This is a genomic window from Streptomyces sp. NRRL S-1813 (genome assembly GCF_000719605.1).
Classification (GTDB): Bacteria; Actinomycetota; Actinomycetes; order Streptomycetales; family Streptomycetaceae; genus Streptomyces; species Streptomyces decoyicus.
In genome coordinates this window covers 24,742-49,407 of sequence record NZ_JOHB01000037.1, presented here as the reverse complement: position 1 = coordinate 49,407, position 24,666 = coordinate 24,742, and the positions used below count along the sequence as shown (strand labels likewise).

Annotated in this window: 29 protein-coding genes; 21 read left to right on the top strand and 8 right to left on the bottom strand. The window is 70.1% G+C overall.

Going from position 1 to position 24,666, the window contains the following annotated elements; translation table 11 throughout:
• Positions 1–151: 151 nt before the first annotated feature.
• The 7 genes from IF67_RS0133405 to IF67_RS0133375 all read left to right on the top strand — a co-directional run bounded on the left by IF67_RS0133405 (position 152) and on the right by IF67_RS0133375 (position 5,400).
• Positions 152–550 carry a rodlin gene (locus IF67_RS0133405; RefSeq protein ID WP_030992078.1) on the top strand — a complete coding sequence of 133 codons (399 nt, stop codon included), beginning with the start codon at positions 152–154 and terminating at the stop codon, positions 548–550.
• Positions 551–910: 360 nt separating this feature from the next.
• Positions 911–1,144 carry a chaplin gene (locus IF67_RS0133400; RefSeq protein WP_030992077.1) on the top strand — a complete coding sequence of 78 codons (234 nt, stop codon included), beginning with the start codon at positions 911–913 and terminating at the stop codon, positions 1,142–1,144.
• A gap of 322 nt (positions 1,145–1,466) precedes the next feature.
• Entirely contained in the window at positions 1,467–1,718 is a 252-nt protein-coding gene (locus tag IF67_RS0133395; RefSeq protein WP_048828870.1) for a hypothetical protein, read from the top strand.
• A gap of 363 nt (positions 1,719–2,081) precedes the next feature.
• Positions 2,082–2,477, top strand: a complete 396-nt coding sequence (locus tag IF67_RS0133390; protein WP_030992075.1) for a rodlin — start codon at positions 2,082–2,084, stop codon at positions 2,475–2,477.
• A 527-nt stretch (positions 2,478–3,004) separates the two neighbouring features.
• Positions 3,005–3,397 carry a rodlin gene (locus IF67_RS0133385; protein WP_030992073.1) on the top strand — a complete coding sequence of 131 codons (393 nt, stop codon included), beginning with the start codon at positions 3,005–3,007 and terminating at the stop codon, positions 3,395–3,397.
• A gap of 142 nt (positions 3,398–3,539) precedes the next feature.
• Positions 3,540–4,157, top strand: a complete 618-nt coding sequence (locus tag IF67_RS46065) for a chaplin (RefSeq protein ID WP_030992071.1) — start codon at positions 3,540–3,542, stop codon at positions 4,155–4,157.
• Between the two features lie 397 nt (positions 4,158–4,554).
• Positions 4,555–5,400, top strand: a complete 846-nt coding sequence (locus IF67_RS0133375; protein WP_030992069.1) for a nitrilase-related carbon-nitrogen hydrolase — start codon at positions 4,555–4,557, stop codon at positions 5,398–5,400.
• Between the two features lie 25 nt (positions 5,401–5,425).
• Here the strand turns inward: IF67_RS0133375 and tatA are convergent, their stop codons facing one another.
• The 3 genes from tatA to rpmB form a co-directional block, all read right to left on the bottom strand.
• Positions 5,426–5,623 (bottom strand): Sec-independent protein translocase subunit TatA, encoded by a 198-nt coding sequence (gene tatA, locus IF67_RS39730; protein ID WP_037840173.1) that lies wholly within the window; start codon positions 5,621–5,623, stop codon positions 5,426–5,428.
• A gap of 113 nt (positions 5,624–5,736) precedes the next feature.
• Positions 5,737–6,042 carry a 30S ribosomal protein S14 gene (gene rpsN, locus IF67_RS0133365; protein ID WP_030992065.1) on the bottom strand — a complete coding sequence of 102 codons (306 nt, stop codon included), beginning with the start codon at positions 6,040–6,042 and terminating at the stop codon, positions 5,737–5,739.
• A complete protein-coding gene (rpmB, locus tag IF67_RS0133360; RefSeq protein WP_030992063.1) occupies positions 6,042–6,278 on the bottom strand; it encodes a 50S ribosomal protein L28 in 237 nt (78 codons plus the stop codon). Before rpmB ends, rpsN begins: the two co-directional genes overlap by 1 nt.
• Before the next feature lie 74 nt (positions 6,279–6,352).
• On the opposite strand from rpmB, the gene rpmE reads away from it, so the two are divergent.
• From rpmE to IF67_RS0133340, 4 genes are all read left to right on the top strand, one after another.
• Positions 6,353–6,625: a 50S ribosomal protein L31 gene (rpmE, locus tag IF67_RS40565; RefSeq protein ID WP_051818871.1), complete on the top strand. Its 273-nt coding sequence runs from the start codon at positions 6,353–6,355 to the stop codon at positions 6,623–6,625.
• A complete protein-coding gene (locus IF67_RS0133350; RefSeq protein ID WP_030992059.1) occupies positions 6,625–7,773 on the top strand; it encodes a GTP-binding protein in 1,149 nt (382 codons plus the stop codon). Before rpmE ends, IF67_RS0133350 begins: the two co-directional genes overlap by 1 nt.
• A 102-nt stretch (positions 7,774–7,875) precedes the next feature.
• Positions 7,876–8,112, top strand: coding sequence for a 30S ribosomal protein S18 (rpsR, locus tag IF67_RS0133345; RefSeq protein ID WP_030992057.1), 237 nt, complete (start codon positions 7,876–7,878; stop codon positions 8,110–8,112).
• Positions 8,113–8,515: 403 nt separating this feature from the next.
• The gene (locus tag IF67_RS0133340) at positions 8,516–8,755 is read left to right on the top strand and encodes a DUF397 domain-containing protein (RefSeq protein ID WP_030077099.1); all 240 of its coding nucleotides are present in this window, start codon (positions 8,516–8,518) and stop codon (positions 8,753–8,755) included.
• 113 nt (positions 8,756–8,868) lie between these two features.
• On the opposite strand, the gene IF67_RS0133335 is transcribed toward IF67_RS0133340, so the two are convergent.
• Entirely contained in the window at positions 8,869–9,351 is a 483-nt protein-coding gene (locus IF67_RS0133335; RefSeq protein ID WP_030992055.1) for an ATP-binding protein, read from the bottom strand.
• A gap of 314 nt (positions 9,352–9,665) precedes the next feature.
• Between IF67_RS0133335 and IF67_RS0133330 the strand changes: the two genes are divergently transcribed.
• The 6 genes from IF67_RS0133330 to IF67_RS0133305 all read left to right on the top strand — a co-directional run bounded on the left by IF67_RS0133330 (position 9,666) and on the right by IF67_RS0133305 (position 15,443).
• Complete coding sequence (locus IF67_RS0133330) at positions 9,666–10,529, top strand: helix-turn-helix domain-containing protein (RefSeq protein WP_078889781.1); 864 nt, start codon at positions 9,666–9,668, stop codon at positions 10,527–10,529.
• Between the two features lie 84 nt (positions 10,530–10,613).
• Positions 10,614–12,071: an aldehyde dehydrogenase family protein gene (locus IF67_RS0133325; RefSeq protein WP_030992054.1), complete on the top strand. Its 1,458-nt coding sequence runs from the start codon at positions 10,614–10,616 to the stop codon at positions 12,069–12,071.
• 134 nt (positions 12,072–12,205) lie between these two features.
• Positions 12,206–12,781 carry a DinB family protein gene (locus IF67_RS0133320; RefSeq protein ID WP_030992052.1) on the top strand — a complete coding sequence of 192 codons (576 nt, stop codon included), beginning with the start codon at positions 12,206–12,208 and terminating at the stop codon, positions 12,779–12,781.
• A gap of 36 nt (positions 12,782–12,817) precedes the next feature.
• On the top strand, positions 12,818–13,522 hold the full coding sequence (locus tag IF67_RS0133315) for a PadR family transcriptional regulator (protein ID WP_030992051.1): 705 nt from the start codon (positions 12,818–12,820) through the stop codon (positions 13,520–13,522).
• 80 nt (positions 13,523–13,602) lie between these two features.
• Entirely contained in the window at positions 13,603–14,655 is a 1,053-nt protein-coding gene (locus IF67_RS0133310; RefSeq protein ID WP_078889780.1) for an ATP-binding cassette domain-containing protein, read from the top strand.
• Complete coding sequence (locus IF67_RS0133305; RefSeq protein ID WP_030992048.1) at positions 14,652–15,443, top strand: ABC transporter permease; 792 nt, start codon at positions 14,652–14,654, stop codon at positions 15,441–15,443. The genes IF67_RS0133310 and IF67_RS0133305 overlap by 4 nt, the downstream gene beginning before the upstream one ends.
• Positions 15,444–15,629: 186 nt before the next feature.
• Here the strand turns inward: IF67_RS0133305 and IF67_RS0133300 are convergent, their stop codons facing one another.
• The 3 genes from IF67_RS0133300 to leuE all read right to left on the bottom strand — a co-directional run bounded on the left by IF67_RS0133300 (position 15,630) and on the right by leuE (position 18,511).
• Positions 15,630–17,045: a glutamate decarboxylase gene (locus tag IF67_RS0133300; RefSeq protein WP_030992047.1), complete on the bottom strand. Its 1,416-nt coding sequence runs from the start codon at positions 17,043–17,045 to the stop codon at positions 15,630–15,632.
• A 16-nt stretch (positions 17,046–17,061) separates the two neighbouring features.
• Positions 17,062–17,685, bottom strand: coding sequence for an NAD(P)H:quinone oxidoreductase (wrbA, locus tag IF67_RS0133295; protein WP_030992045.1), 624 nt, complete (start codon positions 17,683–17,685; stop codon positions 17,062–17,064).
• A gap of 160 nt (positions 17,686–17,845) precedes the next feature.
• Positions 17,846–18,511, bottom strand: a complete 666-nt coding sequence (gene leuE, locus IF67_RS0133290) for a leucine efflux protein LeuE (protein WP_030992044.1) — start codon at positions 18,509–18,511, stop codon at positions 17,846–17,848.
• A gap of 115 nt (positions 18,512–18,626) precedes the next feature.
• Here leuE and IF67_RS0133285 point away from each other — a divergent pair, with 115 nt between their 5' ends.
• From IF67_RS0133285 to IF67_RS0133275, 3 genes are all read left to right on the top strand, one after another.
• On the top strand, positions 18,627–19,385 hold the full coding sequence (locus tag IF67_RS0133285) for a MerR family transcriptional regulator (protein WP_030992042.1): 759 nt from the start codon (positions 18,627–18,629) through the stop codon (positions 19,383–19,385).
• 193 nt (positions 19,386–19,578) lie between these two features.
• Positions 19,579–20,286 carry a DedA family protein gene (locus IF67_RS0133280; RefSeq protein WP_030992040.1) on the top strand — a complete coding sequence of 236 codons (708 nt, stop codon included), beginning with the start codon at positions 19,579–19,581 and terminating at the stop codon, positions 20,284–20,286.
• A gap of 136 nt (positions 20,287–20,422) precedes the next feature.
• Complete coding sequence (locus tag IF67_RS0133275; protein ID WP_030992039.1) at positions 20,423–22,153, top strand: threonine/serine ThrE exporter family protein; 1,731 nt, start codon at positions 20,423–20,425, stop codon at positions 22,151–22,153.
• Between the two features lie 138 nt (positions 22,154–22,291).
• Here IF67_RS0133275 and IF67_RS0133270 read toward each other — a convergent pair whose 3' ends face one another.
• Positions 22,292–22,786 (bottom strand): inorganic diphosphatase, encoded by a 495-nt coding sequence (locus IF67_RS0133270; RefSeq protein WP_030077125.1) that lies wholly within the window; start codon positions 22,784–22,786, stop codon positions 22,292–22,294.
• Between the two features lie 86 nt (positions 22,787–22,872).
• Between IF67_RS0133270 and dacB the strand changes: the two genes are divergently transcribed.
• A complete protein-coding gene (dacB, locus tag IF67_RS0133265) occupies positions 22,873–24,468 on the top strand; it encodes a D-alanyl-D-alanine carboxypeptidase/D-alanyl-D-alanine-endopeptidase (RefSeq protein WP_030992037.1) in 1,596 nt (531 codons plus the stop codon).
• Positions 24,469–24,666 lie beyond the last annotated feature (198 nt).

The window sequence follows — 24,666 nt, the reverse complement described above, 5'->3', positions numbered from 1 at the left end:
AATCGTGCCCCGGAGGCTGAACATCGCCCGGGTCCAGTGATATGTATCTATGGTTTCGTGGCATTCGGGTGAAACGGCGAAACCGCACCCCCAGAAGCGAGTTGACCAGAGCGCTCCGGATACGGGCACTCCGCTTCTAGAAGGGTAAATCGTGATCAAGAAGGTCCTGGCCACGACGGCTGTAGCCGCGTCCATCGTCGGCATTTCGGCGGCGGTCGCCCCCCAGGCGATGGCTGTTGGCAACGACAACGGCACCTCCACGGTCAACGGCAACGGCGCCGCTTCGGCGTTCGGAAACTCCACCACCAGGGGCAAGATGAGCCCGCAGCTGGAGCTCGTCCAGGGCTCGCTGAACAAGCTGTGCCTCGCCCTGCCCAAGGTGAACGCCGGCATCGCCCCGGTGGCCGTGGTGCAGGACATCAACATCCTGTCGTCGCCGCAGAACCAGCAGTGCGCCGAGAACTCGAGCCAGGCGAAGGGCGACGAGGCGCTGTCGCACATCCTGGACGACATTGCGGTGCTCTCCGCCAACGGAGTCGGCAACCGCTGACCCGGCCATCGGTCGCAGGCCCGGCCGCCGGCTCTCTCTTCCTGAGCGGTCCGGGCCCGCGACACCCCCTTACGAGCCGTAAGGCCGAAGATTTTCCTGCCTTTCCGGCGGGAATTGTTATTCGGCGGGTACCTCGCACGTTCGAACTCCGGTGTTTTTTCCGCGTCGTATGCGCGGTGGCAATCTCCTGAAACGTTCTTGCATCCTTCGGGCGATTCCTCCGAAAACTTCCCGGTAAGAGTTTCGTCCACGAGGAAAAATCGTTACCAATATCGGCAGCGGTGTTACGGGCGAGCAGATCAGCGCCCGAGCGACACGACGGTCGTGTTCGCTACGGACCCGCTGCAGGAAGGGCTCAAAGTGAAGTACGCAAAGGTCGCAGCAATCACTGCCGGTACGCTCATGGCGGTGGGCTCGGCTGCGCCGGCGTTCGCCGACGCGGGTGCCGCGGGTGGCGCCAAGAACTCTCCCGGTGTGCTCTCCGGAAACGCCATCCAGGTGCCGGTTCACATCCCGGTCAACCTCTGCGGCAACACCGTCAACATCGTTGCGCTGCTGAACCCGGCGTTCGGCAACAACTGCCTGAACCACTGACTCGAAGAGATTCGAGCCGTGTTCATTTGATCCGGTCCCGGTGTGCGCTGTCGTCTGCGCACCGGGGCCGGTCGGTGTTCGGCCCCGGCCCTGTCCGCTGAAATCGCAAAAGCCCGCACCTTTTGAGTGGCGTGGTCAAGAATGTGGAACTTCAGAGTTTCTCCACGAGACGGCACTCGTTAGTCAGGGTGAATGCGGTGATCCGAGCAGTGAAGTGAATGCTCACGTGGCGCTTGTGCCGCGGCACCTTCAAGCACCGCCCGAGAAGGGACAGTTGAAAGTGAAGTACGCGAAGTCTGCCGCAGTTGCTGTTGGTTCCGTCATGGCGCTGGCTGCGGCCGTGCCCGCTTTCGCCGCCCAGCCCGGCGCTCCGACCATGAGCCTCAACGGTGGTCTGACGGACGCGCTGAGCAGCAAGCAGCTGGACGGACACCAGCTCGCACCGCTGGTCAAGACGGTCAAGACCACGACGGACAAGGTCAAGTCGACCAGCGCGAAGAAGCTGCTCGGGAACGTCACCGGAGCCGCCGCCAAGAACGGCAAGCTGCTCGGCGGTCTGCCCCTCGGCAAGTAATTCCGGGCGCGCGGCCTCGCCCGTCGGCCGAGCGGGCACCGAGCAGTTCGCCGGTGCGGGACGTGATGACCGTGAACCTCGGCTATCCGGCGGATTGCTCCCGGCCAGCCGTCGCAGATATTCGCAGTTCATCGTTTCCGGATACCGCAGTCGCCGAATGCTTCGCGAGCCCCGGCCGAAACCACTACTCGGGGGCCGGCGGCCCTTCGAATGCGTCCCGCCTGTATGTCCCGGGCGGTTCCCCTTCTCGGTATGACCGGCCAGGGGCAAGCTCATTTGAGTGAATCAGCACAACCCAACTCAATTCTTTCGAGTTGGGCAGCGTGCCCGTCCCAGGGCAACCCGAAACACGAAGGACTAGCAATGATCAAGAAGACACTTGCGACCGCAGCTGTAGCTGTGTCCATTGTCGGAATTGCCGCCGCTGCCGCCCCTCAGGCGATGGCCACCGGCAACGACCACGGAACCTCGACCGTCAACGGCAACGGTGCGAAGCAGTTCTACGGCAACTCCACCACGTACGGCTACATGAGCCCGCAGATCGGCTTGATCCAGGGCTCGCTCAACAAGCCGTGCCTCGCCCTGCCCAAGCTGAACCTCGGCGCCGCTGCGGCCGTCGTTCAGGACATCAATGTCCTGTCGTCGCCGCAGAACCAGCAGTGCACCGAGAACTCGACCCAGGCCAAGGGCGACGAGCCGCTGTCGCACATCCTGGACGACATCGCGCTGCTCTCCGCCAACGGTGCCGGCAACCGCTGAGCGGCTGAGTAAGGCCCGGGCCGCCCAGCCCTCCTTCTTCTGGGCGGCCCGGGTTTTTGCTGCCATCGCTGCGCGAATCCGGTGCGTCCGGAGCGGGCAGCGGTGGACACCGGTGCGCGGAATTGTTATTCGCCCGTGACTGATATTCGGTGCACCGGATCGTTGAGAAGGATGTGTGGAGGGAAGCATGCCAATGCCCTTGTGAAATTGATGGGGTCGCCAGGGCATTGGCATGCCGGCCGAGAACACAGGGCAGGGCCTGCGTATCCGTTCAGCGGCGGCGTAGGCCCTTTGTCATACCGTCCGCCCGGAAAACTGCTCCCGGTCCGAGGAATGAAATTCGGTTCACCCGACCGGTTCGGAAAGGGTGACGGCGGGCGCTATGGGTCCACTTAGTGCACGTGACGTCTTTTCCGGGAAAGCCATCGCCATCTGTTCGGGTGATGATGCGGAACCCGTGCGGGTGTGACGGGTTATTCAAACAGGGCTCCCGTGCCGGGAGTTCGTTCTCCTGAAGGGTTTGCACGATGAAGAAGATGATGGCGGGTGCGGCAATTGCGGCCTCGCTCGTGGGAATGTCCGCGGCGGCCGCCCCGCAGGCCATGGCGATCGGCAACGACCGCGGCACGACCACGGTCAACGGCAACGGTGCCAAGTCGCTCTACGGCAACTCCACCACGACCGGCCAGCTGAGCACCCAGCTCGGGCTCGTCCAGGGCTCCCTGAACGACCTCTGCCTGGGCCTTCCGAAGGTCAACGCCGCCCTCGCGGGGCTCGTTGCCCAGGACATCAACGTGCTGTCGTCGCCGCAGAACCAGCAGTGCGTCGAGAACTCGAGCCAGGTGAAGGGCGACGAGGCGCTGTCGCACATCGTGGACGACCTCGCGGTGCTGTCCGGCAACGGCGTCGGCAACCGCTGACGGCGATCCGGCTCCGGCCGGTCCACCGCTTGCGACTCCGGGGGGTCGGCTCCGCTCACGCGCTGCCGACCCCCCGGTCGCGCGAGCACCACGGGGTGCGGGCGGCAGCTCGTACGCCATGACTGGAGACGAGGGGTGAGAGATGCGACAGAGCCTGAAGACGTGCGTGTTCGTGGCGGCGGCATCGGGCATGCTCGGCGCGGGCGCCGGCACGGCGTGTGCGGATGCCGGGGCCGGGGGGAGCACGGCGAACTCTCCCGGTGTGCTGTCCGGGAACACCATCCAGGTGACCGTGGACGCCCCGGTCAACGCGTGTGGCAACTCGGTGAGCGGGGGCGGGGCGCTCAACCCGGCCATGGGCGCCGCGTGCGGCAACGGTGCGGCACCTGTACCGGTGGCCCAGCGGCCCCTGAACGCGGCGCCGCCGTCCCAGGTGGCGCGCCGGCCGGTCGCCGAGCAGGTCCGGCGGCACGCGGCCCCGGAGCCGGCATCCCACCGGGCGCAGCCCCCGGTGGACCACCCGGCCAAGACGTCGCCGAAGCACGCCCGCAAGCCCGTGGGCGATCCCGGGACGCTTGATGCTTCCCGGGCCGCGCGGGACGCGCGCGTGGGGGCGGTGGCGCGGGCCGGGGCCTCGGCGGGCTCCGCGCTCCTGGCGTCCACCGGGCCCGGTGAGCTGGGCGTGATGGCCGGTATGGGCGGCGGGCTGCTGGTCGGCGGGGTGCTGCTGCTGCGCAGGGGCCGTACGCGCTACAGATGAGCGCGAGGTGCGCAGGCGGGCCGGGCGCTCCCTGGGGTCTCCAGGGGCTCGGCGGCCGGCCGAGCGGGTCCGGCGGGCCGCTCGGCCTGGGCCGCCCGGTCGAGCCGGCCGTCGGTATTTCCGGATGACTCGACCACGGGCCGTCGTACCGCTGTCGCCGGGCGGTGCTGCGGCTGGAAGCGGCCCTGCGGGGCGGACGACGGATCGTGCAGATCAACGCGCGGAAGCGGTGTCCGGTACGGGGAGGATCGTTCTTTCGCTCATTGGTGGGGACCCGTCTTCCGGGTGTTTGAACCGGTGCGGAACCGGGAGCGCCGCGGGGGCCGTGCCGCTCTCCTCAACCTCTGGCAAAATTGGGATGAAAGCCGCAAAAGTAATGGGTCGATGAGGTGGGGCCATGCTCATTGCGCTGGCGCAGACGGACTGCGTGCTGGGCGAGGTGGCGGAGAACCTCGATGCCGCCCGTGAGCAGATCGAGCAGGCGGCGGCGCAGAGCGCGGATCTCGTCGTCTTTCCCGAACTGAGCCTGCACGGTTACCACTTGGGCGCGCTCAAGCGCGACGAGGCCCTCGAGGCCAGCGATCCGCGGCTGCTGGGGCTCAGTACACTCGGCCCCGATGTGCTGGTCGGCTTCCACGAGCACACCAGCCTGCGGGCGTACAACACCGCGGCGCACTACTCGGGCGGCGAGCTGGTGCATGCGCACCGCAAGCTGTACCTCCCCAACTACCTGGCCTGGGAGGAGCGCAAGCACGTCAGCCCGGGGCAGTCGCTGCGGGCGTACGAGCTGAAGCGGGCCAGGAGCGGCGGCCGGGGCGCGACGCTGGTGTGCAACGACGCCTGGCAGCCGACGCTGCCGTGGCTGGCGGTGCAGGACGGCGCCGAGGTGCTGTTCGTCCCGACCAACAGCGCGGCGAGCCTGGATCCGGAGGCGATGGACACCGGCCTGTACTGGGACACGCTGCTGTCCTATACGGCGCGGATGCTCCAGTGCTGGGTGGTCTTCGTCAACCGGGTGGGCAATGAGCTCGGCGCGACGTTCTGGGGCGGCTCACGGGTGGTGGACCCGCGGGGCGCGGTGGTGGCGCAGGCGCCCAAGTGGGAGCCCTCGCTGGTCACCGTCGAGATCGATCTCGCCGAGGCGCGGCGGCAGCGGCGTGCGGTACCGCTGGTCGCCGAGGCCCGGCTGGGGCTGATCGACCGCGAGGTGCGGCGGCTGATCGACGAGGGCGGCGACCACTAGGGCGTGTCCGGGCGGCGGCCCGGCGTCAGTGGCGGGCGGCGGAATCCGCGTGGGGAGTCCCGTCCGGGCGGTCGTCCTTGAGGGACTTGGCCTCGGACTTGAGGATGCGCATCGAGCGGCCCAGGCCGCGCGCCATGTCGGGCAGCTTCTTCGAGCCGAAGAGCAGCACGAGGACGGCGATGATCAGGAGCAGGTGCCAGGGCTCGAAGGCGTTGCGGAGCATGAGCGCGCTCGCTTTCGTCGGGAATGCCGGCGGACGTTCTGTCCAGTATTACCCGAACGGTCCGGCCGTCCGGTCCAGGGGGGCGTCCCCGGGGCCGGACGGCCGGCGGTGCGCTACCAGCTCGACTTGCGGACCCCCGGCAGGTAGCCCGCGTGCGCCTGCTCGCGCAGCCGTACCCGGGAGAGGCCGAAGGCGCGGAAGTAGCCGCGCGGGCGCCCGTCGACGCTGTCGCGGTTGCGTACCCGGGTGGCGCTGGCGTCCCGCGGCTGGCGGGAGAGTTCGCGCCGGGCGGCGGTGCGCTCCTGCTCCGGCGTGTGCGGGCTGCGGATGACGGCCTTGAGGACGGCGCGCCGGGCGGCATAGCGGGCGACGGTCGCGCGGCGCTTCTCGTTCTTGGCGATCTTGCTCTGCTTGGCCATCAGACCTTCTCCCCTCGTGCGCGGATACGGGCCACGGCGGCCTCGATCCCGATCATGTCCACGGTCTTGAGGCCCCTGGCGCTCAGCGTGAGCCGGATGTGCCGGCCCTCGCTCGGGAGCCAGTAGCGCTTGCGCTGGATGTTGGGGTCGAAGCGGCGCGAGGTGCGGCGGTGCGAATGGGAGACGGAGTTGCCGAAGCCCGGCTTGCGGCCGGTCAGCTGGCAGTGGGCGGACACGGTGCGGTCCTTCCGGTCGGGGCCCCTGGTGGGGAGCCTATTGAAAATGGAAACCATTTCCGTATACTAACCACATGGCCCGCAACGAACTACGCCCGGTCGTCAAGCTCCGGTCCACCGCCGGCACCGTTCCCCAAGCTCTCGGCTTCGCTCGAGCAGGGGAGGCCCCAATGACCGCGACCGGTGACGCGACGGTCGAGTGGACGGACGGCAACACCTATCCCGTCATCGACGTCGAGATCTCCTCGGCGAGCCACCCCTTCCATACGGGCACCGCCCGGGTGCTGGACACCGCGGGCCGCGTCGAGCGGTTCGAGCGCCGCTACGGCAAGCGCGAGGCCCGCTGATGGAACGGCTCCCTGTCGTGCTGGTGGGCGGCCTGCACGCGAAGGCGCGGCGGGCCGCCGTCGAGCGGCTGCTGCGGTCCGTCCCCGGCAGCGTCGCGCTCCACCACGACCTCGCCTCCGCCGCCGAGGGCACCGTGCGGCGCACGGTCCGCGACGCGGGCGGCACCCTCGACACCGGATCGGCACCGCTGGTCAACGACTGTGCCTGCTGTGCGCTGCGCGAGGACCTGGTGCCCGAGCTGGAGCGGCTGGCAGCCGGCCGCACCTGCCGGCTGGCCGTCGTCGAACTGTGGGACTCGGTCGAGCCCAAGGCGATGGCCGAGGTGGTCACCGCCTGCGGCAGCGAGAACTTCGCACTCACCGGTGTCGTCACCGCCGTCGACCCCGCGCTGCTGCTGCCCTACCTCGGCTGCGGCGACGACCTCGCGGAGGCCGGCCTCGCCGCCGCGGCCTCCGACCAGCGCACGGTCGCCGACACCTGGGCGCGACAGCTGGAGTACGCGCCGGTGCTGGCGATCGCCACGGGGGAGGAGACGGCGGAGCCGGCCGACCTCGCCCTGCTCGACCAGCTGCATCCGATGGCCCTCCGGGTCCCCGTGGAATCAGGGGAATTGGCGGCCGCGGCGACGGCCGGTTTCGATGTGGCGGCGGCCGCGGCGCGCCAGCACCCGGCCTGTGCGCTGCTGCCGCAGGAGGCCGATGCGGAGGGCGTCAGCACGCTCGTATGGCAGCAGACCCGGCCCTTCCACCCCGAGCGGCTCTACTGTGCGCTGGAGGATCTGACCTGTGCGGCCGCGCGCAGCCGGGGCCGGTTCTGGCTGGCCGACCGCCCGGACACCCTGCTGTCGTGGGACGCGGCCGGCGGGGCCCTGTGCGTGGAGAACGCCGGGCCGTGGCTGGCCTCGCTGCCGGACGCCGCATGGGAGATGGTGCCGCCGATGCGCCGGGCCGCCGCCGCGCTGGACTGGCACCCCGAGCACGGGGACCGCGCCCAGCATCTGGTCTTCACCTCGCCGGGCCTGGACCGTGAGGGACTGGAATCCCTGCTGGAGTCCTGCCTTCTCACCGACGCCGAGTACGCGGGCGGCCCGCCGGCCTGGAAGAGCCTGCCGCCCGCCTTCGACGCACTCCTCGACCCCGTTTCGTAGGACGGCCGGGGCCGTCCGTACGGACCCGGCCGTTCCGGCACGGGCCGGTCGCCCCCGAGCACACGTCAGCACCTCTCACCCCGCACGTACAAGGAAGTTCTCATGCCCCGTCGGCACGACCCGCGCCGGACGCCCACGCCCCGCCCCAATCCGCTGGACGCGGCGGGCATCACGTACATCGACTACAAGGACACCGATCTGCTGCGGAAGTTCCTCTCCGACCGCGGCAAGATCCGCAGCCGCCGGATCACCCGGGTCAGTGCGCAGCAGCAGCGGCAGCTCTCCCGCGCGATCAAGAACGCCCGGGAGATGGCGTTGCTCCCGTACGCGTCACGGTGACAGTCGCCGTTCGGTGACGGCCGCCTCTCGGTGACGGGTGCCGTCCGGTGACGGGCGGGAGGTCCCCTGCGTGTGACGCGCAGGGGACCTTCTCGTGTGTACGGGGGCCACTCGGCGGGCGTGCGGCCGGGCGACCGCCCGGACCCTGGAACCCGCATGGCGTGGCACACGTCTCTTCCTCGGCCGTGAGGGCTTCGGCCCCGTCGGCCCGTACCAGTGTAAGAAGCATCGGGCCAGGGGCGATGGCCTGCGGCCGACGGTGCGCAGGGGGCTGGACCGGGTGCTCGACGAGCTGTGACGGCCTCGGCACCGGCTGTCGTGCACGTGCATCTGCGCATGCATACGCATGAGAACGCAGCTATGCTCCCGGGCAGTTGACACCATTTATCACCGGGAGACCCCTGTGCTCCACGCATACAACGGCATGGCCGCCACGGATCTCCGCGATGTGGCATGGCAGAAGAGCAGGCACAGCAACTCCCAGGGCTCCTGTGTGGAGTTCGCCAAGCTGCCCGGGGGTGACATCGCGGTGCGCAACTCCCGCTTCCCGGACGGACCCGCGCTCATCTACACACCGGCCGAGGTCCAGGCGATGCTGCTCGGCATCAAGGACGGCGAATTTGACCATCTCGTACGGGACTGAGCGCCCGTCGGTGGTCGAGCGGCCGCCGGAGTGCGGGCCCGGTATGCGGCGCGGTGTGCGCACAGCGCGACCGGGCGCCCGTAGGTGACGGTGCGCCCGGTGTGAGGGAACGGCTACGGCAGCCGGAACTGCGCCCACACGATCTTGCCGTGTGCGGCACCGGCCAGTGGATGCCAGCCCCAGCTGTCGCTGAAGGACTCCACGAGATACAGCCCACGGCCCGACTCCGCGGCGGAATCCGCCTCGCCGGCGACCGGTGAATCATCGCTCGGGTCCCGTACGGCGCAGATCAGCCGCGAGGACCAGCGCATCAGATGGATCCGGGCGGGCGGCGCGGCGTCGGGATGCTCCGGGGCGGCGAGGATCGCGTGCCGCAGGGCATTGGTGACGAGTTCGGAGACCACCAGGGCGACCGAGTCGAAGAGGTCGTCCAGATCCCAGCCCTGAAGGGTCTCCCGGGTGAACGCACGTGCACAGCGCACCGATTCATAGCGAGCCGGGAGAGTGCGGGATGCGGAGCCGGAGACAGCCAAGGGGTCGACGGGAGGAAAGCCCTGCCATAACGGCTCGAGCATGGTCAAAACCTTGGTCCCCATGCGAGGCACTCCTGGCGTTCGCGGACGTCATGACCCTGGCCGGTCAGCCGGATCTGGCGGATCTTTCACGAGCGTGCATGCGTGCGACGCCTATGGTTCCCAATGCGCGGGACAGATGCAAGGGCAGATGCACGTGCACGTGACGCGATTACACCGGCACGGGATGATTCCTCCGGAATTCTTCCTGCCGCTTCGCGTGGAAGGCTTGCGGGAGCCTCACATATCAGTAACCGGATGAGCACTCAACGAAGCCCGAACGTGGCAGACTGCGGCCCACTGTTGGGACAGGGCGGGGTCACAGGAGGGTCTGAGAGGTGTCCGCAAGTGAGTCGAGCGGGTCGGTGGTGCGGCGGATCCTGCTCGGGTCGCAGCTCCGCCGGCTGCGTGAATCGCGTGGGATAACCCGTGAGGCGGCCGGCTACTCGATCCGTGCGTCCGAATCGAAGATCAGCCGCATGGAGTTGGGCCGCGTGAGCTTCAAGGCACGTGATGTGGAGGACCTGCTCACGCTGTACGGCGTCGGTGACGAGCAGGAGCGCGAGGCGCTGCTGTCGCTGGCGCGGGAGGCGAATGTCGCCGGCTGGTGGCACAGCTATACCGATGTGCTGCCCGGCTGGTTCCAGACGTATGTGGGTCTGGAAGGCGCCACTTCCCTCCTCCGCGTCTACGAAGTCCAGTTCGTGCACGGTCTGTTGCAGACGGAGGCCTATGCGCAGGCCGTCGTCAGACGCGGCATGCCGGATGCCGGGCCCGCCGAGATAGAACGTCGCGTCGCGCTCCGTCTGGAGCGCCAGAAGCTGCTGGTGGCCGAGCGGTCGGCGCAGTTCCACTGTGTGCTGGACGAGGCCGCGCTGCGCCGCCCGTACGGCGAACGTGCCGTCATGCGCGAGCAGATGAAGCATCTGATCGAGGTGTCCGAGCGGCCCAATGTGCGGCTTCAGGTGATGCCCTTCAGTCTGGGAGGGCATGCGGGCGAGAGCGGAGCCTTCACCATGCTCGGCTTCCAGGAGTCGGGTCTGCCGGACGTCGTCTATCTGGAGCAGCTCACGAGTGCGCTCTATGTCGACAAGCCCGAAGAGGTGGCGCAGTACGCGCGGGTGATGGACCGCCTCCAGGAAGAGGGGCCGAATCCGGCCGAGACCAGGGACCTGTTGCGTGGTCTGCTCCAACTGATGTGACGCGTCGGTAGGATGGCGCACCATCAGGAGTCAGCACCCCCCAATGCGGCGCCCTGAGCGCCCTGTTCTCCAGATCGGGATGGCATGTCCTACTTCGACGAGTTGGCGTATCAGTTCATCGACGGCGAGTGGCGGGCCGGCAGCGGCTCATGGGACATCGTCGACTTCAATCCTTATAACGGCGAGAAGCTGACCTCCATACCCGTCGCCACGGTCGAGGAGATAGACCAGGCCTACCGCGCCGCGGAGCGCGCGCAGCGGGAGTGGGGCGCCACCAATCCGTACGCCAGGCGGCTCGTCTTCGAGCGCGTGCTGCGGATCATCGACGACCGTGAGGCGGAGCTGGCCGAGACGATCGCCGCCGAGGTCGGCGGCACGCTCGTCAAGGTGGGCTTCGAGCTGCATCTGGCGCGGGAGTTCCTGCGCGAGGCGATCCAGCTGGCGCTGCGCGCCGAGGGCCGCATTCTTCCCTCGCCCATCGACGGCAAGGAGAACCGTCTCTACCGGCTGCCGGTCGGCGTCGTCGGGGTCATCAGCCCCTTCAACTTCCCCTTCCTGCTGTCGCTGAAGTCCGTTGCGCCCGCGATCGCCCTCGGCAACGCCGTCGTCCTCAAGCCGCACCAGAACACCCCGGTGTGCGGCGGCGGTCTGGTCGCCAAGATCTTCGAGGAGGCGGGGCTTCCGGCGGGCGTGCTCAACGTCGTGGTCACCGACATCGCCGAGATCGGTGACGCGCTGATCGAGCACCCGGTGCCCAAGACGATCTCCTTCACCGGCTCCGAGAGGGTCGGCCGGCATGTCGCGACCGTCGCCGCCGCCCACTTCAAGCACTCCGTGCTGGAACTGGGCGGCAACAGCGCACTGGTCGTCCTCGACGACGCTGATATCGACTACGCGGTGGACGCGGCCGTCTTCAGCCGCTTCGTCCACCAGGGCCAGGTCTGTATGGCCGCCAACCGCGTGCTCGTGGACCGCACCGTGGAGCGGGAGTTCACCGAGAAGTTCGTCGCCAGGGTCGCGGCCCTGAAGGTGGGCGACCCCACCGACCCGCAGACCCATATCGGCCCGCTGATCAACGAGGGCCAGGCCGAGGCGATCACCTCGCTGGTGGACCGCGCGCTCGCCGACGGCGCCTCGGCGCTCCTGCACGGCGAGACCCGGGGCACGCTGGTGGCGCCGAGCGTGCTGAGCGGGCTGCCGGACGACTCCCCGCTGCTGCAACAGGAGATCTTCGGACCCGTGGTGGTGCTGGTTCCGTTCGACGGCGACGAGGAGGCGGTGCGGCTCACCAACTCGACGCCCTACGGGCTCAGTGGTGCCGTGCACACCAGGGACATCGAGCGCGGGGTGCGGTTCGCCAAGCGCATCGAGACCGGGATGTTCCACGTCAACGACGCCACGGTCCACGACGAGCCGATCGTGCCCTTCGGCGGCGCGAAGAGCTCCGGGGTGGGGCGGCTGAACGGCGACGCGATGGTGGAGGCGTTCACCACCACCAAGTGGATCTCCATCCAGCACGGGCGGTCGCAGTTCCCGTTCTGAGAAGTGCGGGGATCCGGGGCGGTCCGCCGCGAGTTGCGGACAGAAGCTGACCGCAAGGACTCCTACCTTGAGTGATGTCGAAAGGCGGACGGCGACCAGCCGGCCGCCGACGGATGTCAGGAAAGGCGGATCCCATGCCCACTCACGTTCTTGCCGAGGCCCACGGCGACGAGGCCGGCGCGCTGCTGGCGTTTCTGGAGGCCCAGCGCGGCGGGCTGCGGCGCTCGGTCCTGGGGCTGACCGATGCCCAGGCGGCCCGGCGGCCGAGCGTCAGTGAGCTGTCACTGGCCGGACTGGTCAAGCATGTCGCGGAGACCGAGCAGACCTGGGTGGAGACCGCGCAGGAACGGCCGCACTCCATCGAGCGGAACGCCGAGACCTGGCACCTGAGCTTCGAGCTCGGGGACGGCGAGAGCCTGGCGGAGGTGCTGGCGTTCTGGGACAAGGTCGCACGGCGCACGGAGGACTTCATCCGCTCCGTGCCGAGCCTGAACGACACCTTCCCACTGCCCGAGGCGCCCTGGTACCCGCCGCAGGTCCGGCAGTCGATGCGCTGGCTGGTGCTGCATCTGATCGAGGAGACGGCCCGGCACGCCGGCCACGCCGACATCCTCCGCGAGTCCCTGGACGGCAGGACGGCCTTTGCGCTGGTGGACGAGGAGCAGAAGGCGCAGCAGGGGCGAGCGCCGGGCCCTGCCGGGGCGTTCTAGGCTGACGGCAAGGGCGCGTGAGGGATAGAGGAGACGATGTCGGCGATCCGGCTGTTGGTACTGGGCGCCGTGCGGCAGCACGGCCGGGCGCACGGCTATCAGGTGCGCAACGACCTGGAGTACTGGGGCGCCCATGAGTGGTCCAACGCCAAGCCGGGCTCGATCTACCACGCGCTCAAGCAGATGGCCAAGCAGGGGCTGCTGCACGCCTATGACATCGCGCCCAGCACCGCCGGCGGTCCGCCGCGTACCGAGTACGAGCTGACCGCGGCGGGCGAGGCGGAGTACTTCGCGCTGCTGCGCGCGGCGCTCGCCCGGCACGACCAGAAGGTCGACATGCTCAGCGCGGCCATCGGCTTCGTCGTCGATCTGCCGCGGGCCGAGGCGGTGGCGCTGCTCAAGGAGCGGGTGCGGGCGCTGGAGGAGTGGCGGAGCACGGTCACCGAGTACTACACGCCCGAGGAAGGGCCCGAAACGCTCGGCCACATCGGCGAGATCATGAATATGTGGGTGCACTCCGCGGACAGCGGTGCCGTGTGGACACGCGGGCTGATCGAGCGGATCGAGGGCGGGGCGTATGTCTTCGCCGGCGAGGGGGAGCCGTTCGTCGGCGTGCTGGCGGACGGGCAGGAGAACCCGTACGCGGCGAAGAGTGCGCGCTCCCAGGCGGACGTGGAGCCCGGAGGCGACGGGGTCGCCGGGCGCGAGGGCGGCGACGGCGCCGCCACGGAAGCTCATTAATCAAGTTTGACTAACCATCCGGAGGGGATTACCTTTCGGCGGGCATGTAGTCAAACTTGACTACATCGGGAGGAGATGTCGTGACGGACCGCGATCATGCGATCGTCGTCGAAGAACTGCACAAGCACTACGGCACCAAAGCGGCCCTGGACGGGCTGGACCTGACCGTTCCGCACGGCGTCGTGCACGGTGTCCTCGGACCCAACGGCGCAGGCAAGACCACTCTCGTACGGATTCTGTCCACGCTGCTGCGGCACGACGGCGGCCGGGCCGAGGTCGCCGGCTTCGATGTGCTGCGCCGGCCGGACGAGGTGCGGCTGCGGATCGGGCTGCTCGGCCAGCACGCGGCGGTCGACGAGGAGCTCAGCGGGCGGCAGAACCTGGAGATGTTCGGGCGGCTCTTCCACCTCGGGGCGCGCAGGGCGGGCGAGCGGGCGGACGAGCTGCTGGGGCGGTTCGGGCTCGCCGATACCGGCCGCAAGGCGGTGCGCCACTACAGCGGCGGGATGCGGCGCCGGCTCGACCTGGCGGCGAGCCTGGTGATGGCGCCGCGGATCCTGTTTCTGGACGAACCGACGACCGGGCTCGATCCGCGCGGCCGTACCGAGGTGTGGCAGGCGGTGCGCTCGCTGGTGGACGGCGGTACGACGGTGCTGCTGACCACGCAGTATCTGGAGGAGGCCGACCAGCTCGCGGACCGGATCTCGGTGGTGGACGGCGGCCGGGTGGTCGCGGACGGTACCCCCGACGAGCTGAAGTCCGCGACCGGCGGCGACCGGATCGATGTCGTCCTGCACGACGCCGGACAACTGGGCCGGGCGGCCGGTCCGTTGGAAGCGGCGCTGAGGGGCGCGGCGGGGGGCGGTGCGGTCGCCGCGGACGCGGAGGGGCGCCGCCTGAGCGTGCCCGTCGCCGACCGGATGGCGGGGCTGGCGGAGGCCGTACGGGTGCTGGCCGCGGCGGGGATCGAGGCCGCGGACCTCGCGGTGCGGCGGCCGACGCTGGACGAGGTGTTTCTGCATCTGACGGGGGACGGGGCGGCCGGCGGCACGGGCAGTGCGGCCGGTGCGGCCGGTGCGCGCCCGTCGGCCGCCGCGGCGGTGTACGCCGACAAGGAGGGCACGACGGTATGAGCGGCATGGTGTGGGCGGTCACCGACTCCTGGACGATGACCCGGCGCGGTCTCGCGCACTGGGCGAGACAGCCGGTGCAGGTCATCGTCCAACTGGCCTTTCCGGTGTTGCTGCTGCTGATGTTCGGGTACTTCCTGGGCGGCGGGATGGCCGTGCCGGGCGGCGGCGACTACAAGGAGTACCTGGTCCCGGGGATGTTCGCGCTGACCATGGCGTTCGGGCTCGAATCGACGATGATCGCGGTGACCCAGGACCTCGGCAAGGGGGTGCTCGACCGCTTCCGCTCGATGCCGATGGCGCCGTCCGCGGTGCTGGTCGGACGCAGCGTCCTGGACATGCTCCAGTCGGCGCTGAGCCTGCTGGTGATGATCGGCGTGGGACTGGCGATGGGCTGGCACTGGCACGGTGGTGTGCTCGACGCGCTGGCCGCGGTGGGGCTGCTGCTTCTGCTGCGGTTCGCGATGCTGTGGATCGGCATCCATCTCGGCCTGCTCGCCGGCAGACCGGAGCTGGTGCAGGCGGTACAGATCCTGGTCTGGCCGGTGGGCTTCCTCTCCAATGCCTTTGTCTCCGCCGCGTCGATGCCCGGCTGGCTGGGCGCGGTCGCCGAGTGGAACCCGATGTCGGCAACGGCGAGCGCGGTACGTGAACTGTTCGCCAACCCGCGGTGGTCCGGGGACAGCTGGGCGGCGGGGCACGCGGGGCTGCTGGCCGTGGTGTGGCCGCTGGTGCTGCTCGCGGTGTTCTTCCCGTTGGCGGTGCGGAGATACCGGCGGCTGGGGCGCTGAGAGCGCCCGGGTCCGCACGCCGTCGCGGGGGAAACGGTCTCCGCCGCGACGGCGTGCGGCCGTGGTGAGGCGGGTGTCGCGGCAGGCGTGGGGGCGGGCGCCGGGGACGCGCCGGCCGCCCCCGGCCGGAGCCGCCGGGCGTCCCCTGGAGGTGCCGCCCCCAGGGCCTGTCGTTTGGATCAGGCCCTAGTGGTGGAATGCCGTCGCGACGTTCTCCGGGCGCTGCAACGGACCCGGCTGTTCGCGGAATTCGGGCAGCAGCGCTTCCAGGTCCGCCATGAACAGATCGGCGAGGTCCAGGGAGAAGCCGTTGCGGCAGACCACCCGCAGGACGGACAGGTCCTCGCGCTTCGGGGGGAAGGTGTAGGCGGGGATCAGCCAGCCGCGCTCCCGCATCCGCCGCGAGACATCGAAGACGTCAAAGGCGGTGACGTCGTCCGCGGTGGTGAAGGCGAAGACCGGCAGCTCGTCGCCGTGGGACAGCAGCCGGAAATCGCCCAGCGCGCCGATCCGTTCGGCCATCGAGCGGGCCACGTCGCGGGTCGCCTGCTGTACGGCGCGGAAGCCGGACCGGCCGAGCCGCATGAAGGTGTAGTACTGCGCGGCGACCTGGGCGCCGGGCCGGGAGAAGTTGAGCGCGAAGGTCGGCATATCGCCGCCCAGGTAGTTGACGCGGAAGACCAGCTCCTCGGGCAGCGCGTCCGTATCGCGCCACAGGGCCCAGCCGACGCCCGGGTAGACCAGGCCGTACTTGTGCCCCGAGGTGTTGATGGAGGCGACCCGCGGCAGCCGGAAGTCCCAGATCAGCTCCGGGTCGAGGAACGGGGCGATCATGGCGCCGGACGCGCCGTCCACATGGACCGGGATGTCCCAGCCCTTCTGCTGCTGGACCTCGTCGAGCGCCGCGCAGATCTCGGCCACCGGCTCGTACGACCCGTCGAAGGTCGAGCCGAGGATCGCCACCACCCCGATGGTGTTCTCGTCGCACAGCTCGGCGGCGGAGGCCGCGTCCAGATGGAAGCGGTCGCCCTCCATCGGGACCATGCGTGCCTCGACCTCCCAGAAGTTGCAGAACTTCTCCCAGCAGACCTGGACGTTGGCGCCCATGATGAGGTTCGGCCGGGCCTCGCCCGGATAGCGGTCCTTGTTGCGCCGCATCCAGCGCCGCTTGAGGGCCATGCCGGCGAGCATGCAGGCCTCGCTCGACCCGGTGGTGGAACAGCCGATGGTGGCCGACGGGTCGGGGGCGTGCCACAGGTTGGCGAGCATCGCCACACACCGCCTCTCCAGCTCGGCGGTGCGCGGGTACTCGTCTTTGTCGATCATGTTCTTGTCCCGGCACTCCGCCATCAGGACGCCGGCCTGCGGCTCCATCCAGGTCGTGACGAACGTCGCCAGATTCAGCCGGGAGTTGCCGTCCAGCATCAGCTCGTCGTGGACGAACTGATAGGCCGTGTGCGGGGAGACCGGGCCGTCGGGCAGGGTGTGCCGCGGCGGCGCCGTCTCCATACCGGCGACCGGGTCGGCCTCGCCGTAGAAGGGGTTGACCGGGTGCTTGGTGTGCTTGCGGTCGGATGCCGATGCGCCTTTGTGCAGAGTCATCTGTCGCCACTACCCGTCAACTCGCCGGTGAGAGACCGTGCTTGATGGCCTTCGTGAACTTCACTACGCGCTCCGCCTGGATGCGGGCGGCGGTGCGCGCGTCCTCGTCGAGTGGGGTGTCCGGGCCGCCGACGTGGGAGGTGCCGTAGGGGTTGCCGTCGCGGAACTTCGCCGGGTCGGTGTAGCCCGGTGCCACGAGGATGCCGCCGAAATGGTGGATGGTCTGGTAGAGCGCGAGCAGGGTGGACTCCTGGCCGCCGTGCTCGGTGGCACTCGCGGTGAAGCCGCTGTAGACCTTGTCGGCCAGTCTGCCCTGCTGCCACAGGCCGCCCAGGGTGTCGAGGTACTGCTTGAGCTGCGAGGTCACATTGCCGAAGCGGGTGGGGGTCCCGAAGATCACCGCGTCCGCCCAGAGCAGGTCCTCGTGGGTGGCCTCCAGGACGTCCGCAGTGGCCGCCGCGTTCGCCGCCCAGGCGGGGTTGGCGTCGATCGCGGCCTGGGGGGCGAGTTCCGCGGTCCGGCGCAGTCGCACGTCGGCCCCCGCGTGCTCGGCGGCGTCCGCGATCCGCTGGGCGAGCTCGGCGACGGTGCCGGTCGACGAGTAGTAGATGACGGCGACATGTACGTCGTGCACGGGCATGGACGTACCTCCTCGAACCCGACGATAAGGGTACAAGGGGTGCGTGGCCTCCAGGGTTCACCCAGTGGATGGCAACGGGCGGGCGGCCGTCCCGAAGGACCGCCGCCCGCCCGTTGCCGCGTCCGCGCAACGGCGCCGGGCCCGCCCGCCCGGCGCCGGGTCAGCCCGCGCTCGCCAGCGACAGCTTCGCCGCGAAGCCGAGGAACGCCGCACCGGCGCCCGCGGACAGTCCGGCCGTCAGCCGCTTGCGGCGGCGGAAGGTCGCCGCCAGGAACGTTCCGCTGAAGATCAGGACCGACAGGTACGTGAAGCTGAACAGCTGCGCCCAGGCGCCCAGTGTCAGGAACGACAGCACCGGGTGGGCGTAGGACGGGTCGACGAACTGCACGAAGAAGGAGATGAAGAACAGGATCGCCTTCGGGTTGAGCAGGCTGACCACCAGCGCCCTGCGGTACGGCCGCTCCACGGTCTCCTTCGGCGCCTCGGCCGCCCCGTCCTGCCGCTCGGCCCTGCGCGCCTCCCGGCCGCGCCACAGCGCCCAGGCGCCGCGCAGCATCCCGACCGCCAGCCACGTCAGATAGCCCGCGCCGGCGAACTTCACGACGGCGAACAGCACCGGGCTGGTCTGGAGCAGCGAGGCCACCCCGCCGGCCGACAGCGTCATCAGCACCGTGTCGCCGCACAGCACACCGGCCGCCGCCCGGTAGGCCACCCGCGGGCCGCGCCGGGCCGCCACCGAAACGACGTACAGCGAGTTGGGACCCGGCAGCAGAATGATCAGCGCGAGCCCCACCAGATACGTGGACAGATCCGTTATCCCCAGCATGTGCGGCAGGATCTCATCCCCCCGTCCGCCGCCTCACCGGCTTTTCATGATGCGGACTTGCACCTCACGTGACGTGAGGACACATCGTGGAGCGCGTACCGAGAAGGGAGCGGAAGTGAGCTATTCGGTAGGGCAGGTCGCCGCCTTCGCCGGGGTGACGGTGCGCACCTTGCACCACTACGACGAGATCGGGCTGTTGCTGCCCGGCGAGCGCAATCACGCAGGTCACCGGCGCTACGGCGAAGACGACCTGGACCGGCTCCAGCAGATCCTGTTCTACCGGGAGCTCGGGTTCCCGCTCGAAGAGGTCGCGGCCCTCCTGGACGACCCGGACGCCGACCCGCAGGAACATCTGCGGCGCCAGCACGACCTGCTGACCGGGCGGATCGGCAGACTCCAGGAGATGGCCGCCGCCGTCGAACACGCGATGGAGGCACGCAGGATGAACGTACGGCTCACACCGGAGGAGAAGTTCGAGGTCTTCGGGGACTTCGACCCCGACGCGTATGCCACGGAGGCCGAGGAACGCTGGGGCGGCACGGACGCCTACAAGGAATCGCAGCGCAGGGCGGCCGCGTACACCAAGGACGACTGGAAGCGGCTGACGGCGGAGTTCGACGCCCTGCACCGCACGATGGCGGACCTGCTCGCACAGGGCGTGCCGGCGGACTCCGAGGCGGCCATGGACGTCGCGGAGGAGCACCGCCGGTTCATCAGCGGCACGTACTACGACTGCCCCTACGAGATGCACAGCGGACTCGGCGAGATGTACGTCACCGACGAGCGGTTCACCGCCACCTACGAGGCCATCAGGCCCGGCCTCGCCGTCTACATGCGTGACGCGATGCTGGCCAACGCCGTCCGCCACCTGTGATCCGTCCGGGCCGGGGAAGCGCGCCCCCGGCCCGTACGGTCCGACCCCGGCCGGAAGGGGCCCCGGCGCCCGCCTGGAACCAAGGGGAGTCAGCCGGCGTTGATAGTTTTGGGCCGCACACGCGCCTGCACCCTCGTCGCTTCGCTCGTCGCACCGCACGATCCGGCGCCCTCGACCCAGGAGCCTTCACCCCGTGAATACTCTCGCGCTCGGCCCCCAGTGGCTGGACCCGGACTATCTGATTGCGACATTCGGCCTGGTCGGCGTCCTGGTCATCGTCTTCGCGGAGTCCGGCCTGCTGATCGGCTTCTTCCTGCCGGGCGACTCGCTGCTGTTCACCACCGGTCTGCTGGTGACGACGAACAAGCTGGACCGGCCGCTGTGGCTGGTGTGCTCCCTGATCGTCCTGGCCGCCGTCCTGGGTGACCAGGCGGGCTATCTCTTCGGCCGCAAGGTCGGCCCCTCGCTGTTCAGGCGCCCCGACTCCCGCCTCTTCAAGCAGGAGAACGTCGAGAAGGCGCACGCCTTCTTCGAGAAGCACGGCCCCAAGTCGCTGATCCTGGCCCGCTTCGTGCCGATCGTGCGGACCTTCACGCCGATCATCGCCGGTGTGAGCCGGATGAACTACCGCTCCTTCATCACCTTCAACTTCATCGGCGGCACGCTGTGGGGCGCCGGCGTCACGCTGCTCGGCGCCTCGCTGGGGAACATCCCGTTCGTCCATAAGCACATCGAGCTGATCCTGGTCGCGATCGTGCTGATCTCCGTCGTGCCGATCGCCATCGAGTACCTCCGCGCCCGCGGCAAGGCGAAGAAGGAGCAGTCCGCCCCGCCGTACGCCGCGGACCGCCCCCAGGGCCCCGCCCCCGACACCCGCCGCGGCCGCCACGCCAAGCGCTGACCACCGGCCGTGAGCCACCCGGCCACTCATTTCCGACCGGTAGCCAAAACGTCGCCCCCGAGCACGCGCCGTGCATCCCCATCAGGCATCGTGTCCTTGTCATCCGTCAGGAGGCTTACGAGGAGAGCGAAGACCCGTGGCGTCGGACCCACAGCGCGGCCAGCGGGGCGCGAGCGGCAGCAGCAGCGCCTCGGATCAGAGCGGTTCCGAGGAGCGCAAGCCCCAGCCGGACGAGGCGCACAGCGCCTTCACCCCGCCGCTGGGCGTGCCCTACCCTCCGCTCCCCGAGGACGAGCACCCCACCTCCGAGTTCGCGCTGCCCTCCGGCCTGCGCCCGGAGACCCCGGCGGAACAGGAGGGCTCGGCGTTCACACGGCCCAGCAGCACCACCGGCCAGACCCCGATGCCCGCCGGCTCCACAGCCCTGAGCTACGCATTCACCCCGCCGCACGGCATCCCTGCCGTCCGCCTCACCAAAGAGGCGCCCTGGCAGGACCGGATGCGGACGATGCTCCGGATGCCGGTGGGGGAGCGGCCGGTCCCCGAGCGCCTCGAGCGGGCCGATGACGAGACCGGTCCGGCCGTACCCCGCGTACTCGACCTGACCCTGCGTATCGGCGAGATCCTGCTCGCCGGCGGTGAGGGCGCGGAGGACGTCGAGGCCGCCATGTTCGGCGTCGCGCACGCCTACGGGCTGGAGCGCGTCGAGCCGACCGTCACCTTCACCCTGCTGTCGATCTCCTACCAGCCCTCGCTGGTCGACGACCCGGTCACCGCCAGCCGTACGGTCCGGCGCCGCGGCGTCGACTACAACCGGCTGTCCGCCGTCTTCCGGCTCGTCGACGACATCGCCTCCGAGGACATCACCCTCGAAGAGGCCTACCGCGGCCTCGCCGAGATCCGCCGTAACCGCCACCCGTACCCGAGCTGGGCGCTGACGGTGGCCTCCGGGCTGCTGTCCGGTGCGGCCTCCATGCTGGTCGGCGGCACCATGCTGGTGTTCGTCGCGGCCGCGGTGGGCTCGATGCTCGGTGACCGGCTGGCCTGGCTCGCGTCCGCGCGCGGGCTGCCGGAGTTCTACCAGTTCGTGGTCGCCGCGATGCCGCCCGCCGCGGTGGGTGTCGCCTTCGGTCTGGCCCACCTCAATGTGCAGGCGTCCGCGGTGATCACCGGTGGGCTGTTCGCGCTGATCCCGGGGCGGGCGCTTGTCGCCGGCGTCCACGACGGGCTGACCGGCTACTACATCACCGCCGCCGCCCGACTGCTGGAGGTCGGCTACCTCATCGTCGGCATCGTCGTCGGCGTGCTCAGCGTGCTCTACATCGGTCTTCAGCTGAACCCCGGCCTGCGGCGGCTCAACCCCGAGCAGTCGCTGGGGGACTACAACGAGCCGTTGGTGCAGATCGTGGCGGCCATGCTGCTGGCGCTGGCGTTCTGTGTGCTGCTCCAGCAGGAACGTCACACCGTGGCGTTTGCGACCCTGAACGGTGGCGTCGCCTGGGTCGTGTACGGCGCGCTCACCTACGTCGCCGGGATGAACGCCGTGCCCGCCACCGCGATCGCGGCCGGACTGGTCGGCCTCTTCGGCCAGTTGCTCTCCCGCTACCGCTATGCGTCCGCGTTGCCGTACGTCACCGCCGCCATCGGCCCGCTGCTGCCCGGTAGCGCCACGTACTTCGGCCTGCTCAACTTCGCCCAGGGGCACCTGCCGCAGGGCCTCACGTCGCTGGTCCAGGCCGTCTCGCTGGCGCTGGCCATCGCGGTGGGGGTCAACCTCGGCGCGGAGGTCGCCCGGCTGTTCCTGCGGGCGCCCGGCATCGAGGAGGCCGGCGCCCGCCGTGCCGCCAAGCGCACCCGCGGCTTCTAGGCGGCCACCGGGCCCCGACACGCACGACGGGCGGCAACCCAACCGGGTGCCGCCCGTTCGCGTACGAAAATCAGTGTGCAGATCCCGGCGCGCCGCGGTCGGGAAAACCCCGCCGCACGCCGGGACGGCACGACTGCGTCAGTGCTTGCCGCCCTGCGCCTCGAGGCGCTTGTACGAGGCCTCGATCTCGGCCTCGGCCTCGGTGCGGCCGACCCAGTTGGCGCCCTCGACGGACTTACCGGGCTCCAGGTCCTTGTAGACCTCGAAGAAGTGCTGGATCTCCAGGCGGTCGAACTCCGACACGTGGTGGATGTCCCGCAGGTGCTCCACACGCGGGTCGGACGCCGGCACGCACAGCAGCTTGTCGTCGCCGCCGGCCTCGTCCGTCATCCGGAACATGCCGATGGCGCGGCACTTGATGAGGCAGCCGGGGAAAGTCGGCTCGTCCAGGATGACCAGGGCGTCCAGCGGGTCGCCGTCCTCGCCCAGGGTGTTCTCGACAAATCCGTAGTCCGCCGGGTAGCTGGTCGAGGTGAAGAGTCGACGGTCCAGGCGGATCCGACCGGTCTCGTGGTCCACCTCGTACTTGTTCCGCGAACCCTTCGGGATCTCGATGGTGACGTCGAACTCCACGGGTGGCTCCTCCATGATCAACACATACGTCTGGTGATTAAGTGTCCCCCACGCAGGTGTGTGGTGGCGAAAGGGGCTGGTCCGAGGTGCCGGAGACCGGAAAGTGGCAGGTCAGATGGCAGTCGGCGGAGCGGTCCGCGCGGGCGGCGACGCGCGCGGCGGTCCGCTCGGCGCAGACAGCGGTCGAGGCGGCGCGAAGCGCGGTCGATGCCGCGCGGCAGGCCTGGGAGGCCACACCGCGCCATACCCGGCAGACCTGGCGGCTGACGGTGGTCTCCGCAGCCACCGGTCTGGCGGTCGCGCTCGCCGCGGTGGCGGCGGCCGGGCCGTGGGACTCGGGTCAGCGTACGGCCGAGCGCACGGAGGCGGGCTCCATGGACGGTGCCAGTGGCGAGCATCACGCCGCTGACCCCGGGCCGGCGCCCAGCGCACCGCCCGTGCTGCCCGCGCTCGGCGCCACCGCGCCCGGCGCCGCGGGCCGTGGCGCCGCCCCCGTGCCCACCGGCGCGGGGCTGGCCGACGCGCTCGCACCGCTGCTCAAGGACCCGGCGCTCGGCCCGCTGCGGACGGCCTCCGTCCTGGACGTCGCCGCGGGCCGCGAGGTCTTCGGCGAGCACCAGGGCACGGCCGCCACGCCCGCCTCCACCGTCAAGCTCGCCACCGCCGTCGCCGCGCTCTCCGTACGCGGACCCGACCACCGCATCGACACCACCGTCGTCATGGGCGGCAAGAACCGCATCGTCCTGGTCGGCGGCGGCGACCCCACCCTCACCGCCCGCGCCCCGCGGCCGGGCGCCGAGGAACAGCCCGCGAATCTGCGCACCCTCGCCGACGCCACCGCCCGCGCCCTCAAGCACCGCCACCTCACCAAGATCGGCCTCGGTTACGACACCAGCGCCTACTCGGGCCCCGCCGAGCACCCCATCGGCCCGAACGAGAACATCGCCCCCGTCACCGCGCTGATGACCGACGAGGCGCGCCTCGACGACACCGACCACGGCACCGCCCCCCGCGACACCGACCCGGCCCGCGCCGCGGCCCGCGCCTTCGCCGGGCTGCTCCACCAGCGCGGCGTCACCGTCGACGGCGACCCCGCCGGGGCCAAGGCCCCCAAGAAGGCCGACCGGATCGCCGCCGTCCACTCGCTGCCGCTGTCCGCGCTCGTCGAGCGGATGCTCACCTACAGCGACAACGACATCGCTGAGGCCCTGGCCCGCCAGACCGCCCTGGGCTCGCGGCAGCCGGCCAGCTTCGCCGGCGCCGGAAAGGCCGTCCGCGCCGCCCTCGAACGGCAGCATCTGCCCCTGTCCGGCGCCGTCTTCGAGGACGGCAGCGGCCTGGACCGTGACGACAAGGTCACCGCCGCCCTGCTCTCCCGCCTCCTGCTCCAGGCCTCGTCGCCCGACCGCCCCGCCCTGCGCCCCGTCGTCACCGGCCTCCCGGTGGCCGCCTTCACCGGCACCCTCAGCAACCGCTACCGGGGCCAGAGCGCCGGCGCCGGCGCCGTACGCGCCAAGACCGGCACCCTCACCGGGGTGAACACCCTGGCCGGCACCGTCGTCGACGCCGACGGCCGGCTCCTCGTCTTCTCCTTCATGACCACCGGCACCACAGACCCGCAGGGCGCCCAGAAGGCCCTCGACAAACTCGCCTCGGCAGTGGCCAACTGCGGCTGCCGCTGAGGCGCCAGGCACCCGGGCACCCGGGCACCCATGGACGTCTCCCCGCCCCCACTCACGTTCACTTAGGGGGCGGCCCGGAGGCCCGTCCCCGCACCCACGGCCCCGCCCGCCGCAGGCGCAACGGCGAGAACACGCCCACGGCGGGAAAGCCGAACACGTGGGCCGGAGGCCAAGCGCAGCGGAGCGGCAACGGCGAGA